Here is an 18,669-nt window from a genome sequence, read left to right as displayed (position 1 = left end):
ATTGTTAAGGTAATTCCCGCGGTTCGGTCAGGTAGTGCACCTCGGAACAAGGATCGTCGGAAAGCGTCGCAGCGAAAAGCACGATTTGCCGGTCGTCGGGCAGACGCAGTTCCCGGGCTCCGCGAGGTATTTCGAGGCACACCTTGTAAAGATAGGTGAACACGTAGGCTTCATTGCGGTCGGCTGGATTGTGGCGATGGGTTCCAACATGAGCCAGACGCCCTTCACGCACGTAAGAAGTGCCGTAATCGGCCCAGCCCCATTGTCCATAATATCCGGAATAATAAGGCACCCGGATAGCATGTTTCACGCCATCGACCTCCACGACCGCATCGCGGTCGCCCTCGGAAGAGGCTACCAACAGGTAGAGTTTGTCGTAACCGCCCGCAGGCAGGGCGATCATCTGTCCGCTACAACGAACAGCGTTCCCGAAATCGGGTTCACCGATACGGAAACCGATCCCGTCCGCTACGACCCGCCGGGTCAGCAATTCTCCGGAATAGGAGTTCCACAGCGAATCCATATTCGCCAGCGCACAAAAAGCGTCGGACGAGATCACCGTCGCATTAAACGGCAGTGCCACCTGTTTCTGCCCGTATTCCGGAACCCGGACGGCTGGCTCCGCCAGCCGCACACGATAGGTTTTCGGAGCGTAACGACCGACCGAAACCAACAGTTCTCGCCCGGTAAAGAGCGCAGGACCTACGGGCTCTTCGATCCCGTTCACCTCCTCGGCGGAAACTATCTCCGAAGGAAATTTCAGCCGGGCCTGCCGCGCAGCGCCCGCGGTCTCATAGACGCGGACGATATATCCATCGCCGTCCTCGGCCTTCTTCACGGCTTTGACCGCCACTCTGTCATCAGACGATCCGACAAAACCGTAGCTGCGCCCCAGCACCCCGGCATGCCGGGGTGCGGAGAAGGTCAGCAACCGCTGGTTGAGCTGCTCGCCCTTGCGGACAATCTCCCCAACGACGTAATCGCCCGCATGCCCCACAATCGAGTAGGTGAAACGGTGATGCCCGATGTCGAGCGCAGACTGAAACGGGAAATATTCACCGTCGGCCGTCGGGGTGTGAAGCAACGTCAAGCGCAGGTTGTCGTCGGAAGGTTTGTCCCAGCCGTATTTGCAATCATTGAGCACCGCGACTCCATAGCAACCGTCCGGCGTACCCATTCCGGCCCAATGCTGGGCATAGACCTCGTATTGTGTCGGTGTATTATTGCCTCGCTCGACCGTGCCGATTCCCAAGTCGTAACGAGCCTTCGGACTTTCGAAACTCATCGGGAACTGCGCTTTGAGCAAGGTACGCGGCGACCGCCAGTCAACCTCCGTGCATACGTCGATACGGTCGTCCACAGCACCGCCTGTAAGTGAAATACGCTGAACGATTTCCGAGGCTCCGTAACGACGCACCACGCGAAGCGTCGCCCGCAGCGGTCCGCACTCCTCGACAGTGATCTCGGCACACTCGCCCACTCTTTCGGGCTGGCGGTCCACGACCTCTTTGAGTATCTCCCAGGCGGGCCAGCGGTCCGACTTGTTTTCCGGGAAAGCCACGAGACCGAAGAATCCGCCTTTGCCAACCAGTTCCCGGCCGTACCGCTTGTCCAAGACCGAAACGATGTCGCCCCGTTCGTCGAGTGAAACGCGGTAAACACGATTCTCCACCGTCCGTCCGAAAGCTTTCAACACACCGCCCGAGAACGCCCGGCGCACGGGGCGCGCGTCGTAGACGGCATATCCCACCGCAGGCACGTCGGCAGCGAACAAGAACCGCATACGGCCTTCATGCACCGAAAGCACCTGTGCCGGAACGCGGCGGCCGTCGGGTCCATAGACCGAAACCCCTTCCCAACCTGCCGGAACAGCCACCTCCGCCTCGGCAAGCGTGCGATTGCGGTAAGCCGACGGATTGTAGACCACGACGGGCTCCCCTTTGGTACGGGTATCGAGCAGCGATGCGACAGCCCCCGTGGCCGTCTGAGTCATGTCGGCAAAACGACTTTGGGCAATCAGATAGTCATTCCACGTAAATTCGTAAGCGCGAGGAATGCTTGTACCGGTCAGGTCATCGTGGAACTGATGCCAGATGAAACGCCGCCATTCCTCGTCAAGCGCCTGTTTCGGATAATCAAATGCTCCGAGGTAGTCGGCTATCACACTGCTACGCTCGGCAGCATCGGCCAGTTGTTCGCTACGTCGGTTGAAACGTTTGAGTTCCGAATGGGCCGTATAACAACCCGTACCGTGAACGTCCATCAGTAACTCCCCGTCGTAAACGGGCAGTTCGGGATGCTCCGAAAAAGGCAGATAGTCCTTATACAACTGATCGGCCCGGGCCACGATCAGCTCCACTGGCCCGTCGCTTCCGAGATAACGGAACAGGTTTCGCACAGTGCGCGGCAGCGGAGAACCTCCCCTGTCGCCGCGCTTCTCGGTGGAACGGGTCCCGTAATAACGGTATGCCGTTCCGATCCCGCTCTCTTCAGCGCGCCGGACCAATTCCTCGCTCCGGGTCAGGTCGCCCGTGGGATTCCAACCGTATCCCCCGCCGTCGAGCGCCGCCATGACCTGTGCACCGTCAACACCGCGCCACAATCCGATCTGGAAAGGATATTTCTTATCCCCGTGAAAAGGCCGCGTGCGCCAACCGAGCTTCTGGGTTGAGAACCCGATCAGCCCGCAATGGGCGGCAATCGTGGGCAGCGTATATCCGAAGCCGAAACAGTCGGGCAGGAAAATATCGGTCGCCTTGCGTCCGAATTCCGATTTGAAGAACTCCTGTCCCAGCAGGACGTTCCGGAAGAAGGACTCCGCCGAAGGCACGTTCGGGTCCGTGGCGTCCCACGTACTGCCGGTCAGGTGCCAGCGCCCCTCGGCCACGTATTTTTTCAACCGCTCGTAACGCTCGGGATAGTACTCCTTGGCCCAGGCGTATTTGACGGCGCCCTCGAAATTGAAGAGATAATCGGGGGAATCCTCCAACAGCTGGAAATTCTGGTCCAGCGTGTTCAACAGGAATTCGTCAATCGAACGTTGTACGTCCCAGCGCCACTGGGTGTCGAAATGGGCGTTCGACACGAGATAGGCACGGTATTTCTTCGCGGGGGTCTGTCCCTGCGTCGGCGCCGTGCCAGCGAATAGCAGCACGGCAGCGGTGCAAAGAAGGGATTTCAATCCGAAATGTTTCATTTTATCTTGGGTCTGTTATCTTCGAAGACGATAGCGCGGTCGCGGAAGACCAGCGTGTCGCATACCTCACATTTGTTACCGTCGGCCCGGTCGTAAGCATATTTCAAGTAGAGCACATCGCGCTTGCGGGGCTTCTCGACGGTACCGCCCCACTCGGCGTCGTTCTCCGCATACCGGCCGGTTCCCGCAACGTCGATGGCAGCATTCTCCTGCGACGAAACGGTGATCTCACCGTCGGTCACAGAGAGCCGCAGCGCGAATTTCTCCCCCTTGATCTGCCAGCCGCCCACGACGTCGCTCATCGAAACAGTCGTCAGGCTGACCGTTTCGTTTAGCTCCAGGTCGGCGGTGCGGTAAACGATCCGGTCGATCTCCTCGCCGGCAGGATTTTTCACGATCAACGCACCGCGTCGCAACCATTTGCCATGATAAGGATTGACGTATTTCACCCCGAACAGGGTGTAGTTCTTCGGCGTAATCTCCCAATGGGCAGCCTCGTGCAGGTTGGGATTGGCCACGGCGGCCCGCCCCGAAAGGACCGAATCGATCCGGTCGGCTTCGGTAATGCGCATCGGAATCACGTAGACCCCCTTATGGGCATCGGGATCGTCGAAGAATTCATCAGCGAGCTGCACCGTAATCAGACCGTTGAGCTTGCCTTGGGGAATCTCGACGCTGCCATCGGTCGAAAGTTTGTAATAGCGCGAAGGCAGGACCCGAATCCGTTCGTCGTTTTGGTTATAAAGGTTGTCGCTCACCAGCGATTCGTCCACTTCGTAATAGACCCGGCGCGAAATGTCGTTGTGGATGTAGACTCCGCCCAGCACGACGCCGATATTGAATTTGTGGGCCCGGTCCAGCGAGTTGTCGAGCACGTCGTTGCCCAACGAAAGCGTCCGGACAGGATACTGAAACGGGAAGCAGACCGTCTGATAGTCGAAATCCTCGTAGTCGAAGGGTTTGTTATGGCAGGCACTCAACATCACGGCTGCCGACAGGAAAGCAAATATCTTTTTCATTTTTCCGAAATTTATCAATTCCATCCGTCGTTCTGGATCAAACCCTTCACCACATCGTCGTTGGGGATGGGTCCGTAGATCATATAACGTTCGAAAACACGCTCCTTGACATCGACAGCCGTCAGGCCGCCGTCGAAAGTTCCCCGCACCGGAGCGTTCATGGCATCGTAGTCCAGCCAGCGGCGCACATCCCAGAAACGGACCTGCTCGAAACAGAGTTCAAGACGGCGTTCGTTGCGAATCAGCCGTTGCATGTCAGCCGGCGAGGTGATCGAAGCCAGGTAGGAGTCGGGCTGGTCGAGACCGGCCGTTTCGCGCAATTTCGCCATCACATCCCTGGCCGAATAGGTGTTCGGGCCCGTTCCGTCCGGCCCCCAGGCTTCATTGGCCGCCTCGGCATAGATCAGAAACGCCTCGGTAAAACGCATCAGCGTATTGAAATGGATGGCCGGGACCACATTCCCCGTTTCGAGACTCACCGATTCGTTGGTAAACTTCCGCAGGTAATAGCCCGTACAAGTGGAATACTCCGTACGGTTAATGCCGTTGCTGGGATGGTCTACCGTATTGATGACCGAACCTTTGAATACCATTCCGTTGTAAATGACATACTGAGCCAGCCGGGGATCGCGTCCTTCGAAGGGATTCCGTTTGTCGAACCCGGAACCGTCGGCATCGATCGGATAACCCGACTTCATCGGGAAGGCGTCTACGAAATTCTGCGAAGGGCTTACACGCCCGCTGCCGTTGAGACTGGGCGGAAATTGCGCTTTTTCGAGATTACTGCTGTTGGTGTAATCTTCCCGCCAGAGGATATCTTTATTACTCTTATCGAGGTAGAAGACCACGCGGTTGGGCGTCAAGTTGCTCAATCCGCCGAAAGCGTCGATAACCTCAGCCGCAGATTCAGCTGCTTTCTCCCACAGTACGGTATTGTTCGCCGGGTTGAACGCCGGACTCGCCGCAAGCAACCGTACTCGTGCCCGCAGCATCTTCATAGCCAGTCCCGAAATACGGTTGGTATTGCGCGAACCGTAAACAGCATCGTAATCCTCCTTGTCGGGCGTACCGGTCGGGGCGTTCTCATAGCGATCGGGCAACAGTTGCAACGCCCGTTCGATATCCTTTTCGATCTTTCCGACGCATTCCGTGAACGGAAGCCGCTGCAAACCGTCCTGCTCCTGTTTCGAGGAGATGAAGTGATCCATATAAGGCACGCCCAGCAACTCCCCCGAAGAAGATCGGCCGGCATGCGCTTGCAGAATGAGCGAATGGTGGTAAGCACGCAGCGCATAGGCCTCGCCTTTGAGCCGGTTGGGGAAGTGCTCGGCACGCCACTCGGAAGTATAGGACCACTTCACGTCGTCGACGATCCGATCGAGGAAATAGTTGATATAAGCGATCTGCGTATAATTCCGCCACTGCGAAAAGGGATCGCTCGTCGAACGCCAGGCCCCCAGGGCGGCCAGCATGTAACCATTGGAAATGTTGTTCGAATGGGCGTCGTCCACAGCCACTTCCGTATAGTTGAGCGTGGTGGGCAGGTTGTCGTAGGCTTTCAACAAGATGCCTTCGGCCAGAACCGGATTCGCAATGACATCCTCACGGGTGAGCACATTGTCCTTGCCCGGCTCGACAAAATCGGTGCATCCGGTCGTACCCGCAAGAACAGACAGGGCTGCTATGATGGTCAGTTTTTTCAGTTTCATGGTGCTGAAATTTAAAAATTAGCCTTAAATCCCAGAGCGAACCAGGTGTAGGCAGGTTCGGCCCCGATATTCAACAACAGTTTCTCCTTTTCAGGAGCGAGCGTCAACAAGTTGTTCGCCCGGAAATAGACGTTCGGGCTCTTCATGCCGATCTTGCGGGCGACACGTTCGCTCAGGTGATAGGTCAACTGCACGACAGGGATCTTGAAGAAACCGGTTGCCGAAACCCAGAAGGTCGAATTCTGGAAATTGTGCACGTTGCCCGTGGTCGATAACCGGGGATAAGTCGCCGTCGAACGGGTGTCGATACCGCGTTCGGAATCGTAGGCCCAACGTGCTTTCATCAAGTAAGAGGGGTATTTCATCTCGCCGCTGACCCGGTAGTAATCGCCCGAAAGGAACTGCGAACCGCCGGTTTGCGCACGCATCTGGGCGTAGAACGAGAAATTGCGCCAGCGCAGCGTCAGCGCGAAGCGGTAATCACAAGTACTGCGCGAATCACCGATCACCTTCTGGTCGCGGTCGTTGATCACGCCGTCACTGTTCAAGTCGCGATATTTCAGATCACCGGCCCGCACCGTACCGAAAGAGGGTTTGGCAAGTGTCTTGTCGGCGGGATCATTGATCCGGTCTATCTCCTCCTGCGTGTAGAATCCGTCGGCAACGTATCCCCACAATGCGGAGAGGCTCTTGTCCGTCTTCTGGTTATACTCCAATCCAGGGCCGTAATTCAGTTCGTCGATTTTCATATTCTTGGCGCTGTAATAGACCATACCGGCCTTGACCGACAATGACCAGTCAGGATCGAAACGCTTGTTGTAAGCAAGCGAGATTTCGAAACCACGCCCTTCGGATATACCGTAATTGCGGCTCATAATGAAATCACTGCCGCCGACGACACCCATATACTCATTGACGGTCCGGGCGATCAGCCCCGTCTTGCGACGCTGAAAATAGTTCACTTCAGCATAGAGCGAACGTTTCAGCAGAGCCATTTCGAAACCGGCATTCAACTCATAGACGTCGGCAAACGTCAGATTGGGATTTCCCAGCACGACGGGCAGGAAGTTATTGCTGTTCGAACCGTCGTTGTAAGTGTGCTTATTACCGATTTTGTAAGTATCGCGCGAAAGGTTGTAGTCGGTGGGATCGGATTTGAGGTTGGAGAAGCTCGCCTTTATTTTCAGGAAATCAATACCGCTGTTGCGCATGATCTTCTCCTCGGAAACGATCCACCCCAACGCATAGCTGCTGGCCACGCCCCAACGGTGATCGGCCGGAAGGAAGGGCGAAGCGATAGCCGCGAGGCCCACCTCCGCGATGTAGCGATTCCGGTACATGTAATTCGCACGCAGGGCATAGTCCAGTTGTTTTTTGGAATAGATCTGCCCTTGGGTCACATAACTGCTCATGCGGTGCGTAGCCGTAACGTTCACATCGTGTTCACCGCCGAAGACCCGGCTGTAATTGAGCACGTTGTACCAAGCGATCTTGCGGTTCATGTCCACCTTGCCGATGGACTGCGCCCCGACGAAATTGTTCTCGCCCTGCTTGGTCAGGTGAATCCGGTCCACGTCGCTCGTCGTGCTGATCTCGAACAAAGGAGTATAGACCGCATACTTGTTGGTCTGCGAAATCATGTAGACATTGTTGTTGTCGATACCACCATAGGTACTGAACGTCAGGCCCGGCGTGATACCTTTCAGGTCCACGTCAAAGCCGATGTTGACATTGGCCGCCCGATTCGTGAGCTTGTCGTAACCAGCAAGCACCTTATCGCCGTAAACATTAGTGGTGTAGACATGGTCTCCGGCAAGCAGATATTTGCCGTCGATAAGCGATTTTTGTTGGCGGGCCTCCTCCACCAGGTCCATATCCTCGGCTGCAACCCGGTCGATCGGAATCAAGAACGCAAACTGGTTGGGACGTCGCGTGGAGGCCATCGACCAGAAATCACCCTTGGAAACGTAATTGCTGTTGAGCACGACGGTCATATCGACCTTGGCACGCAGGTAGTCGGTGATCTTCACATCCACGTTACCACGAGCACGGAACGTATTGTCGCCCTCGTCGGCCGCTTCGCCCAGTTTTTGCAACGACTTGTCATAGTCGTAACCCAACAAGAAATAGTACGATGCGATCCGGTTGCCACCGCCTACTTCGACGGCCGCCTTGTGCGACTGTTTCACGTTACGCAGGAAATCGCGGTTGTAAAAATCCACGTCGGGATACTGCACAGGGTCGAATCCGATCCGTGTATTCTGAATCGTCATCCCGTCGTAACGATCCGTCAGTCCGTCGTTGCGACGCGCTTCATTATAGAGGGTCATATAGTCGGCGGCCCCCATATAATCGGGATATTTGATCGGCCGCGCCAGCGAATACTCATAACGCACGTTCAGGTAGTTCTTCAGCGGCGTACCGCGCTTGGTGCGGATGTTGATGACGCCCTGGCCGGTGCCTCCGTAGAGAATCCGCGACGAGGCATCCTTCAGCACGCTGATCGACTCGATCTCGTCGGGAGAAAGATAGTCGGCGAACGAAAGTCCTTCGTCTCCCTTCATCATGCCGTCGATCACGACCACGTTACCCGCATAACGGATATTGGCGGCATCGAAAATACCGGTTCCGGAGGTCTGGAGATAGCTCAGCCAATCGTCGGCATAGTAGGTGTCGCGAAGTTTGTCGACATTCACCTGATCCACGGCGCCAATGACATTGCGACGTTTGAGGGGCACGAACGGCACATCCACTTCATCGCTTTTTCCGGATTGGTAAGCACTGGCAGTGAGCATGACGGAACCTTTGTTGATGTCGGCAGCCGCAACCGTCATCGGTTCGTACCCGTCAGCCTCGATAAGCACCATTTCCTGCGGCTCCGCCTTCACGGCAAAGGCCCCGGACCGGTCGCTCCGGGAGACAGTCTTGCCTTCGTTGGTGTAGACGAGGGCTCCGACGACCGGCTGTCCCCCCGCCCCGACGATTCTCGACGAGAGCGTGATCTGTACCGGTTGCTGTTTCCGCTGCTTCCGTTGGGCCGATACAGGCTGGAAAAGGCCTGACGCCAGCAAAAGGAAACACATGATTATAATCTTGATTTTCATAACTTTTCGCGTTAAATGTTAGTTCCAACCCGGATTCTGCGTAAAGCCTTCATACTGCTGTACATCGGTGCGTTTGAAGGGAAGCCAGTAGTGCTTCTGGTCGAATACGCCGTTGCAAACCACTTCTTTTCTGAAATACGTGTGCTGCTTGTCGAATACGCCCTTGTAGCGGATCTTGTATTCGGGCAGGTGCGCCACGTACCAACGGCGGATGTCGTACCAGCGGTGTCCCTCGTAAGCCAGTTCCACGGAACGTTCATTCCAGATCCGCTTGCGGAAGGTCTCGCGGTCGGCCGTGAATTTCGCGGCCACGTCGGGCAGCGATTCGCCGCCGTAGGTATAGAGTTCACAGGGCTTGGCGACATCCTCGTCGATAGGCAGTTTCACACGGCGGCGGACGATGTTCACAGCCTCAACAGCGCTTAGGGGCGCCCAAGAAGGAACAGCAGTCGGCGATGGACAGACTTCGTTGATTGCTTCGGCATAAATCAGGTACATCTCGGCAAGCCGGATATAAGGAATGCCGAACTGGTAGTTCGCGGTCTGTTTATCAAACTTATTGGCCTTGTAGGGAATGTATTTGCGGATCAGGTATCCGGTCAGTGATCCTGAACCGGAATTCATGTCCTTACCGTTCCCGGCACCCGAGCCGCCCGTCGAATAAAGCTGCACATAGGCATCCGCCGCAGGTGATATATTGCTTGTAGCCACCCACTTGACACCGTCGACCAAAATCGTCTGCAACAGACGCGGATCGCGGTCGGCCCACGGATTCATGGGATCGTACTCGCTGTCGGGATCGTCGATCGGAAGCCCTTTCTTCGTTTCGTACATATCCACCATGTTCTGCGTGGCGGCCGTCACCTGTCCCTTACCCTCGAAACGCTGCGAATTATGGATATTGCCGATACGCACCAACTGACTATTGCCGCGTGCAGTGGTGAGTTTGAACCAAATATACTCCTTGGTGTAAACCACACGCTGCTCCGTCGTATTATTGATGAAATTTTTGGAATAATCCTTCCACTCCACCAGTTTGTAAACACCCTGATCGGCCAGCTTGATGACCTCATAAGCGGCTTTGGCAGCCTCTTCACACAATTCAGGATCATATTCAGCCACCCCTTTTTCGATGCGGGTCGTAAGCGGACTCGCAGCATAAAGATAGGCTCGCGCTTTGAGCGCAAGCGCCGCGCCCCGGGTCGCACGCCCCAGATAGGCGTCGGAAGCTGCAATCCCCTGCTGGGTCTGATTCCAATCGACGGGCAGACACTCCGCAGCCTCGTTCAGATCGTCGATAATACGCAGAAGCGTCTCCTTGAACGACAGTCGCGGAAAGCGCATGTTGTCGCTCGGCTCCAAAAAACGGTCGATATAGGGAAGCCCTCCCCAAAGGCGGGCAAGTTCGAAATGGTACCAAGCCCGGAAGAAATGGAGCTGTCCCTTGATGAGCCGGACCTGTTCGTCGGTGGCGCCCACCAACAGGTGCAGATTCTTGAAACCCTGGTTGCAGATACGGATCTGTTCCCAGCCGTTCCAGAAACCGTAGTTGCCGCCGGACGAGGATTCGGTAATCATATTCTGCCACGTATTGGTCCAGATCCACCAGTAATTACCCTGCGGAAAGGTCTGCGAAGCGATGAAATCCTTCGAGCCATAAACGTCGTCGCCCATATCGAGGCACGCACAATTAGCCTGGTCGATATAACGCACGAGTTTTTTCCCGTAGAGATTGTCGATGAATCCCGTAAAATTCTGGTAACTGCCGAAAATCTGCTCTTCGTCCAAGTCCGATTTTTGCGTCCGCTCCAAATAATCCTCGCAGGAAAAGAGCAGCGGGGCAGCAAGCAACAGTAATAGTATCTTTTTCATGGTCCTTCTCCTTTAAAATTTGATGTTTACACCGAACGTGTAGCGTTTCAGTTTGGGATACTGGGCGGAATGGCTCTCCTTGGCACGGGTGGCATTGGCCTCGCGGTCGTCGCTCATGTGGGAGTAAAGCCAGAGGTTGTTGCCGGCCAGATAGAGACGGATCGACTGGATGCCGGTCTTTTTGAGTTTAGGCCCGTTGAAAGTATAGCTCAGCTCGGCCGATTGCAGCCGCCACAGGGTTCCGTCCGCACGTTGGAGTTGCGACGCATAGAGCGAACGGTTCGAATTCATGAACGATATATGTCGGATCGAACCGCTGTCGTTATAACCGGGAATCCACATATTCTCCCACGTATCGCGGTCGATGGCCGTCGAATAAGAGGGCGAGGGGAACTCTTCATAGGTATTCTGACGCGAAACGTCAGTCTGCCCCACCAGCAGCGCCGAAAGAGAGAGATTCTTCCAGCCTACGAAAAGGTTGAGAGAAAACGAATAAAGCGGATAGTGGTTGTAATCGCAGGGGACATTGTCCTGACCATCCACCACACCGTCGCCGTTATAGTCCAGCAGGGCGTAGTTGCCCGGCACGTACCCGGTCATATTGTCCACACCCACATGAGTATAGATGTCGTCCCAACTCTGGATGATACCCGTTCCGGGAATTCCCGTAGGCTGGTTGATCGGCTTGCCGGCCTTTTTCTGATAATCGGGCGCCAGTTCGGGATCTTCGCGGAAAACAACCTCGTTTTTGGCATAGGAGACGGAACCTCCGACCTGATACGACCAGTCCGTGCCTATGTTGCCGCGAACCGTGGTTTCCAACTCCCAACCGCTGTTTTTGGTCTCGCCGATATTGGCCGAGACTGCGGACGCACCGAACCAGGGCGGTACGGCCCGCTGATCCCCGCTGATGAAGATATTGGTACGGCGGCCCCAGTAATAGTCAAATCCGAGTTTCCACATGCCGTTGAACAACGTGGTTTCCAAAGCGACATCGTTCTTATAAGCGGTCTCCCACTGGGCGTCGGGATTTCCGATCACCTTCACTTCAGCGCTCGAAAAATTCGGAGCCTGTCCGATCGGATAGCCAAAAACGCCTTCGTTGTTCTTTTTGGCCCACTGGGTCGAATAAAGCCATTTGGCGATACCCTCGTCGCTGCCAACGATACCCCATGAATAACGTACTTTCAGGAAGTCAACGAATTTCACGCGTTCCCGAAAGAACTTTTCATTCGAAATGACCCAGCCGCCGGCCACCGAAGGAAAGAACCCGAACTTGTTGCCCGGACCGAATTTCTCCGAACCGTTGTAGGCGCCGTTAGCCTCGAACAGATAACGGTTTTTGAATCCGTAGGTCACACGCGCCGCCCACTCCTCGCGGTACGAAGCGAATGCACTGCCCTTGGCATACTGCTGGCGTTTGAAAAGCAACAGCCCCGTCACGTCATGCCCCTCGCCGAAAGAACGTTTGAAGTTGAGCGAAACCTGATAGAGCTGATCTTGATAGACTTGCTTATCGGCTGTCGAGGTGCTTACTTTCACCTGATTGGGATAGTAATCGAACCCGTGGGTAGCACTGTTGTAAGTTCCCGGATAGTTCCATGTAACGGCTCCCGTACGCGGATCGACGTACTTGGTCAGCGCGCGATCCCCCGAAATATTGGGTCCCGTGGAGGTGTAATAGTTGCGGAAATTGGCGATGGCGTTGAGCGAAAGCCCCTTCACCAACATACCCAGATTCTGTTTAAGTTTGAGCGAAGCGTTGGCATCGGTCCGCACCTCTACGTTCTGTCCCGAATAGTTGAGCACCTCCACGGTGTTTTCCGTATCGGTCTTGGCCTTGTCGTTGCCGAAAGTACCGTCCTCGTAACGGACCGGATATTCGTCGGGAGCCTTGCGCCATACGCCCTTCCACAAAGTGGTGGCATTGGCGCCCACGGTGCGCTCCTGCCCGACGACCACGTCGATATCGGCACTGACCACTGTCGAAGGGGTTATCTGAAAGTCGAAATTACTGCGTACATTGATACGTTGAAAATCGTTCTTGGGAACATATCCCTGCCCGAAATCCCGGCCGCGGAGAATATCTCCGTCGTAGAGATACGAAAGGAATCCGTAATATTTCACGAATTTGGTACCGCCGCTGATATCCACACCGGCTTTGTGCGACCAGGCGAACTTTTTGAGCGTCTCGTTCTGCCAGTCCACATTGGGATAGAGGTAGGGATCGGAACCCGAACGGAATTTTTTCAGTTCGTTCATCGTCGTAATATAGGACCACAACTCGGGTTTGGCTCCCAACGCATTTTCAACGGCGAAGTTCCGCGCCACGCGCCCCTCATAGGAAGAGAGCAGCGTCGGGATCTTCGAAATGGTTTTCAGCGTGGTATGTGCGTAGACGTTCAGGCTCATCTTTCCTTCCACGCCGCGCTTGGTCGTGATGAGGATGACACCGTTGCCGCCCCGCACGCCGTAAACTGCCGTAGCCGAAGCGTCCTTCAGCACCGACATCGACTCGATCTCGTTCACGTCTACATCCTCCATGCGGCGCTCAATGCCATCCACCAGAATCAACGGTGCCGAACTGGTCCACGACGACATGCCGCGGATGAGAATCTGCGCCTCCTCTTCGCCCGGTTTGCCGCTCGACGAAAGGGCCGTGAGTCCCGGAACCAGTCCGTTCAAGGCGCTCGAAAGCGATGTCATGCCGCCCGTGCTTTGAAGTCGTTCGCCCTTGACCTGGGTGATGGCGCCTACCACGCTCTCTTTTTTCTGCACGCCGTAACCGACCACCACGACCTGCTCGACATTGAGAGCCTCGGATTGAAGCGTGACATCGATGGTCTTTTGAGCATGTACGACGATCGTCTGATCGGTCATTCCGAGATAGCTGAACCGCAGCGACTCGCCGCGCCTGACCTCGATCGTATAGGCGCCGAGCAGGTCCGTAGAGACGCCCCGCGTAGTACCGACCACAACCACTGATGCGCCGATAACCGGTTCTCCCGCATTATCGGTAACTTTGCCTGTCACCTTGAACAACGGCCCTTCCTGCGCCCCCGCCCACAACGGCAGGACCATCAGCAACGACAGAAAAGCGACACGTAAAGCAGCTTTCGTAAATTTTACCATGGTTCATTTATTTTTTGGTTTGTAGTTTCCGTGAAACACGCCGCTTCAGGTATTGTGCGACCCGAACGGACGTTCGTCATTGATCGAGGGTGCGACATTCACCTCACGCATGTATTTCCGGCGCAGCTGCATGAACTTCTCCACCAGTTCCGGACGCTTAGGAGCGATGTTCCGTTTCTCACCCGGGTCCAGGTCCAGGTCGAAAATCAGCAATTCGACCCGAGCCGTATCCTGCAAATAAGGCGTCTGGGTATACCAATCACCCGGCACTTCGAAGATCGCCTTGTGCCGGCCCTTACGCAAGGCTGCCAGACGGCTGCCCCGGTAATAAGCGAATTCACTACGGACGGACTGCTGCTTTCCGGTCAGCATCGGCCTCAGATCCACTCCGTCGATAGGGCGGTCCTCCGGAACTTTCGCACCGCACAGCGAAGCAATGGTCGGCAGTAAGTCGAGCTGGGTGCCGATCTCCATGCAGACACTTCCGGCCGGAATATCTGCCGGGAAACGGAAAATCCCCGGTACGCGGAATCCTCCTTCCCAGCCACTGCCCTTGCCGCCGCGCAGGTGGCCTGCGCTGCCGCCATTGTTGGGCGTGAATTTGATGGCCGGACCGTTATCGCTGGTAAAGATCACCAGCGTATTCTCGTCCAAACCGTTCTCGCGCAGACATTTCATTACCTCGCCCACACTCCAATCGAGCTCCTCCACAGCATCGCCGTAGCGTCCGGCGCGGCTGGCATGCTCGAACTGCTTCGAAGCCATGACCGGCAGATGCGGATAGGCATGCGACAAGAAAAGAAAGAAAGGTTCGTCGCGGTGTTCCCGGATATATTCCCGGGCCCGCTCGGTATACATCTGCGTCAGATTGGACCGGTCGGCATGTTCCTGAAGCACCGTCTCGTTCTCCATGAAAGGAAGCGTCCGGTAATTGTTAGGCGAATAGAGACCATAGAAATAGTCGAACCCGTTGTCGTCGGGCAGGTAAGGATGCGCATGTCCCTGATGCCACTTGCCGATGAGTGCCGTCGCGTAACCCGCTTCACGCATCACATCGGCGAGGGTGACCTCCTCTTCAGGAAGTCCCCGCGGAGTATCGGGAAAAAGCACGCTCTCACGGTCGCCATACATACCTGAACGCACCGGATAGCGCGCCGTGAGCAGTCCCGCCCGTGAAGGCGATGACACCGCCGCAGGCGCATAGAAAGAATTCATCTTCACCCCTTCGGCCGCCAAGCGGTCGATGTGCGGAGTTCGGATGGTAGGATGGCCGTAACAGCTCAAATCACCGTAACCCATATCGTCGACATAGATCAGGACGACGTTGGGACGCGGATCGTTCCGCCCGGGAAGATCGGCGGCACGACACGGCATGCCGGCCTGCGACGTACAGAGCAGCAGACAGGATGAAACCGGAGTAAACAAACTTGAATTCATATCGGTCGTAATTGTTGGTTTTATTTTATAATCAGCGTTTTATCCCATGACGCCACCCGAGACGCGAAGCAGTAAAGTTGCGAGTAACCACCACACCCCGATCCGCACAGGAATCGGCCCAGCGGACCATCCGGTCAATCATATCCTGGGCATCCTTCGCGGAACCACCCGCCGCACGCAGCCGGCAAAGAGTGAATTCATCGCGCAAGTATTCCAGCGACAGGGATAAACGTCTCAAGGCACGGGAATAAGTGTCGTTCCCGCGTATTCTCCGGGCAAGCCCGGCAGCAACCGCGTCAATTTCGGCAAGCCAGCCGTCGTATTCGGCGACGGTTTTGAGTGTCGTATTGGGAATAGCGGCTCCGCACCGCGGAAGCCGTTCGAAGAGGTCGAGAACTTCGCGCGCAAATGCCGCATGACGGCCGTAACGCGCCTGCGTAAAGCCGCACAGTAGCGAATCAACGTCGAGTGCCGGATTTGCAGCAACACGCGCCAGTAAGTAATGGTTGACCTCGTAGGCGGCCCAGTCGCCGGGTTCACCGTAGATGCTCACTCCCGACGCACCGTTGGCCGCATACCACCTCACATCATCGGCGATATAATGCGGTAGCACCAGCGGAAGACTCCGCCAGGCGTATTTGCGATAATAGGAATAAAGGTTGATCTGTCCGTCGAAACGGTCACGCCACTGTCGAAAAGCCGTGACATACATTCGGTTCTTCGGATTCGCCGCGTCGTCGATCTGCGTTTCGAAACATTGATCAATGGGACAGAAATCGACCATTACAGCCGGTGAAAGAACGTTTTTACGGGCAGGATCGAGATACACCTCATAAGCGAGACACTCTACGCGAAGATGCGGAAACTCCTCCCGCAGCGCTTCGGCCACACGGTTGACCAGCCGGACATGCTTTTCCGAATCGGAGCCGAACGCCCGGCAGGCTTCACAACGGCACCATTTTGCACCGTCGGGCGGCCAGAATGCAAAAGTATCAATTTCGGGATGCGCCCGCAGATAACCTTTAACGGAGTCGATCAGGTACTCCACGGCCCGGGACTGCGACGTACAGATCACATAACGCGGTTCGCGGCGGCGTTCCCCCTGCTCGTCCATACCGAACCATTCGGGGTGTGCGCCGAACAGTGCACCGCCGTCGGACGAAGCGTTCAGAAAATTCTGATAGCCGTGGCCGCCGACTTCGAGCGTTATGCTGCGCCTGCGAAGCTCCGGCATGAGAAAGCTGCGCATCTTATCCCACATCACGCGCCCCTTGCCCTGATAGTCGATCGGCACCACCAGCGTATTGTAACCCGCCTTGGGCATCCACTCCACCAGTTGACGGAGATTTCGCTCATCATGCGAAAGCCCCTCCTCGACATAAATCTTACGGCTGGGCAGCACCGGCTTCACCACAACCCGCTCTGGACCGGAATAGACCAAGGCTTTCGTCTCCGGAACCACCTCGGCCGCACCTTCATAGAAGTCGTAGTCAGGTGCCAGCCAGCAACATCCCAAGCGCTCCAACAGACCGTAAACGGCACAAAGCAAGGCCCGGGGCGATTCGCCCCAAAGCAGGATATCGCCGCCGCTGACGGTTATGGAGTAACTATCTCCGGTCCCCGGATTCGCGAGGGGAGGGGAATTTTGACCTTTGGAAATGCCGCCTGCCGCCAAAACGATCTTACCGGCAACTGCCGAGGCGACCGTATCCGCCCCGCTCATCCGCGTAAGGTAGGTTTTGAGTTGTTCACACGCATAAACAACTGTCGTATCCTGCGGAGCAAGATTTTCGAACGTGACGGCCATCTTGCCGTGGCGGGCGAGAACGACACAGACGGATTCGTCCTCCGGAATGGCAGGCATACCGGGATCTGTCGATTCACAGGAAGTCAGAGCAGCCGCATCGCAGAGCCGGTCGAACCAAAGGCTCCGTCCATCCGTAGAACGGGCTCCATAACCAGCGGGAAGTGTTGCAAGAGATGCCGTCAACGGCTTTCCGGATTCCCGTTCACGCCCCGGGCGAAGGCGCCCCCCAAGCGGGCAGTAGCAGTTATCGCGGAGTTCGGTCCCGGCTCCGGGACGGTTGCGGCTGACTACCACGCTGTCTGCGGTTACAATCAGGTTTCGCCACACGGTATTCGCCGATGCCGTCTGCATGATGCGGAATACCCCCTGCTCGTTCCCGTTGCGTTTGCGGCGGATGATCGTGTTATGCTCGAACAAGCAGTCCCGGCCATGCCACAGCAGCGCGAACGACTGGTAATCGTCGCTGATGTTGTCGTAGATGTGCAATCCACCGTAATCCGGCGCCGTAACGACATCCTTGTAGGTCACTTCGAGGAAACCCTGATTCCCCTGCGAGAAATTATGATGTATTGCAATATCGTGCTTAGGCGTACGTCCATCGTCAATCTCGACGGCACCGCCGTCGGCTCCCAGCGGCCCCGCGGTTTTCCAAACAATCGAAGCATCCTCCGCCCGGTAGTTGCGAATGACATTGTAACGCACTTCCTGATGGTCCGCACCGAGCCAGACGGCGATAGGGCCCCAACTCCACTGTTTGAGTACGCGCGTACAGTCGTGCAGGTGGTTCCCCTCGATAAGGGTATACTCCCCGTTACTTTTGATACCCACGCCGCAGTCGGTGAATTCGCAGCCACGGATGACACAATGGCGCGCAGAAGAGTCTATCACGACGGCCCCCAGCTGCCACATATCGGTAAAGGAAGCGATACGATGCTGCTGCGGAATCTCCGCAAGCGTATGCGCAAAGGCCAATTGTCCGACGTGGAGATAATCCCCCCGCAGGCGGATGCAATTCCCGAAACCGGCAGTATCCGAATTGGTGAACAGGGGTGCGGGAAGGTGCTTGCAGCCATAACTCGTAAAACGGATCGGAGCCGCAGCACTCCCCGACGCATGTACGTCAAGGCACCCATCGAATCGGCTGCCCCGGGCAAACGACACGACATCACCCGGCTGTAAGCTGCAACACGAAAGCCGTTCGAGCGTCCGCCAGGCGCGGCGCGGCGAAGTTCCGTCCTGCAGGTCGTCACCCGTCCGGGAATCGACCCAGAAGGTCCGGGGCGCGGCCATGCCGTTCCCGCCCGTCAGGCAGCAAAATGCCAGAACGAGCAGGAACGGGAGAAAGCCGGAGCGGAAAACGCGATTAGGTTTCATCGGTTCGGAAATCGGGAGT

8 protein-coding genes are annotated in these 18,669 nt (G+C 56.2%); all 8 read right to left on the bottom strand.

What is annotated here, in order from left to right; genetic code table 11:
• Positions 1–4: 4 nt before the first annotated feature.
• The 8 genes from NQ519_RS12355 to NQ519_RS12320 are packed head-to-tail and all read right to left on the bottom strand — an operon-like array spanning position 5 to position 18,650.
• Entirely contained in the window at positions 5–3,181 is a 3,177-nt protein-coding gene (locus NQ519_RS12355; protein ID WP_227901106.1) for an alpha-mannosidase, read from the bottom strand.
• 11 nt (positions 3,182–3,192) lie between these two features.
• Positions 3,193–4,215, bottom strand: coding sequence for a DUF5627 domain-containing protein (locus NQ519_RS12350; RefSeq protein WP_026076550.1), 1,023 nt, complete (start codon positions 4,213–4,215; stop codon positions 3,193–3,195).
• A 14-nt stretch (positions 4,216–4,229) separates the two neighbouring features.
• A complete protein-coding gene (locus tag NQ519_RS12345) occupies positions 4,230–5,924 on the bottom strand; it encodes a RagB/SusD family nutrient uptake outer membrane protein (protein WP_019150847.1) in 1,695 nt (564 codons plus the stop codon).
• Positions 5,925–5,935: 11 nt separating this feature from the next.
• Positions 5,936–9,028, bottom strand: a complete 3,093-nt coding sequence (locus tag NQ519_RS12340; protein ID WP_019150848.1) for a SusC/RagA family TonB-linked outer membrane protein — start codon at positions 9,026–9,028, stop codon at positions 5,936–5,938.
• An 18-nt stretch (positions 9,029–9,046) separates the two neighbouring features.
• The gene (locus tag NQ519_RS12335; protein ID WP_083871016.1) at positions 9,047–10,900 is read right to left on the bottom strand and encodes a RagB/SusD family nutrient uptake outer membrane protein; all 1,854 of its coding nucleotides are present in this window, start codon (positions 10,898–10,900) and stop codon (positions 9,047–9,049) included.
• 12 nt (positions 10,901–10,912) lie between these two features.
• Positions 10,913–14,032 (bottom strand): SusC/RagA family TonB-linked outer membrane protein, encoded by a 3,120-nt coding sequence (locus NQ519_RS12330; RefSeq protein WP_227901107.1) that lies wholly within the window; start codon positions 14,030–14,032, stop codon positions 10,913–10,915.
• 45 nt (positions 14,033–14,077) lie between these two features.
• Complete coding sequence (locus NQ519_RS12325) at positions 14,078–15,469, bottom strand: sulfatase family protein (RefSeq protein ID WP_083871020.1); 1,392 nt, start codon at positions 15,467–15,469, stop codon at positions 14,078–14,080.
• 31 nt (positions 15,470–15,500) lie between these two features.
• Positions 15,501–18,650 carry a DUF4838 domain-containing protein gene (locus tag NQ519_RS12320; protein ID WP_083871022.1) on the bottom strand — a complete coding sequence of 1,050 codons (3,150 nt, stop codon included), beginning with the start codon at positions 18,648–18,650 and terminating at the stop codon, positions 15,501–15,503.
• Positions 18,651–18,669 lie beyond the last annotated feature (19 nt).

This window comes from Alistipes senegalensis JC50, from assembly GCF_025145645.1.
Classification (GTDB): Bacteria; Bacteroidota; Bacteroidia; order Bacteroidales; family Rikenellaceae; genus Alistipes; species Alistipes senegalensis.
Note: the sequence above shows the minus strand (reverse complement) of the source record. Positions and strands in the feature narration are given on the sequence as shown.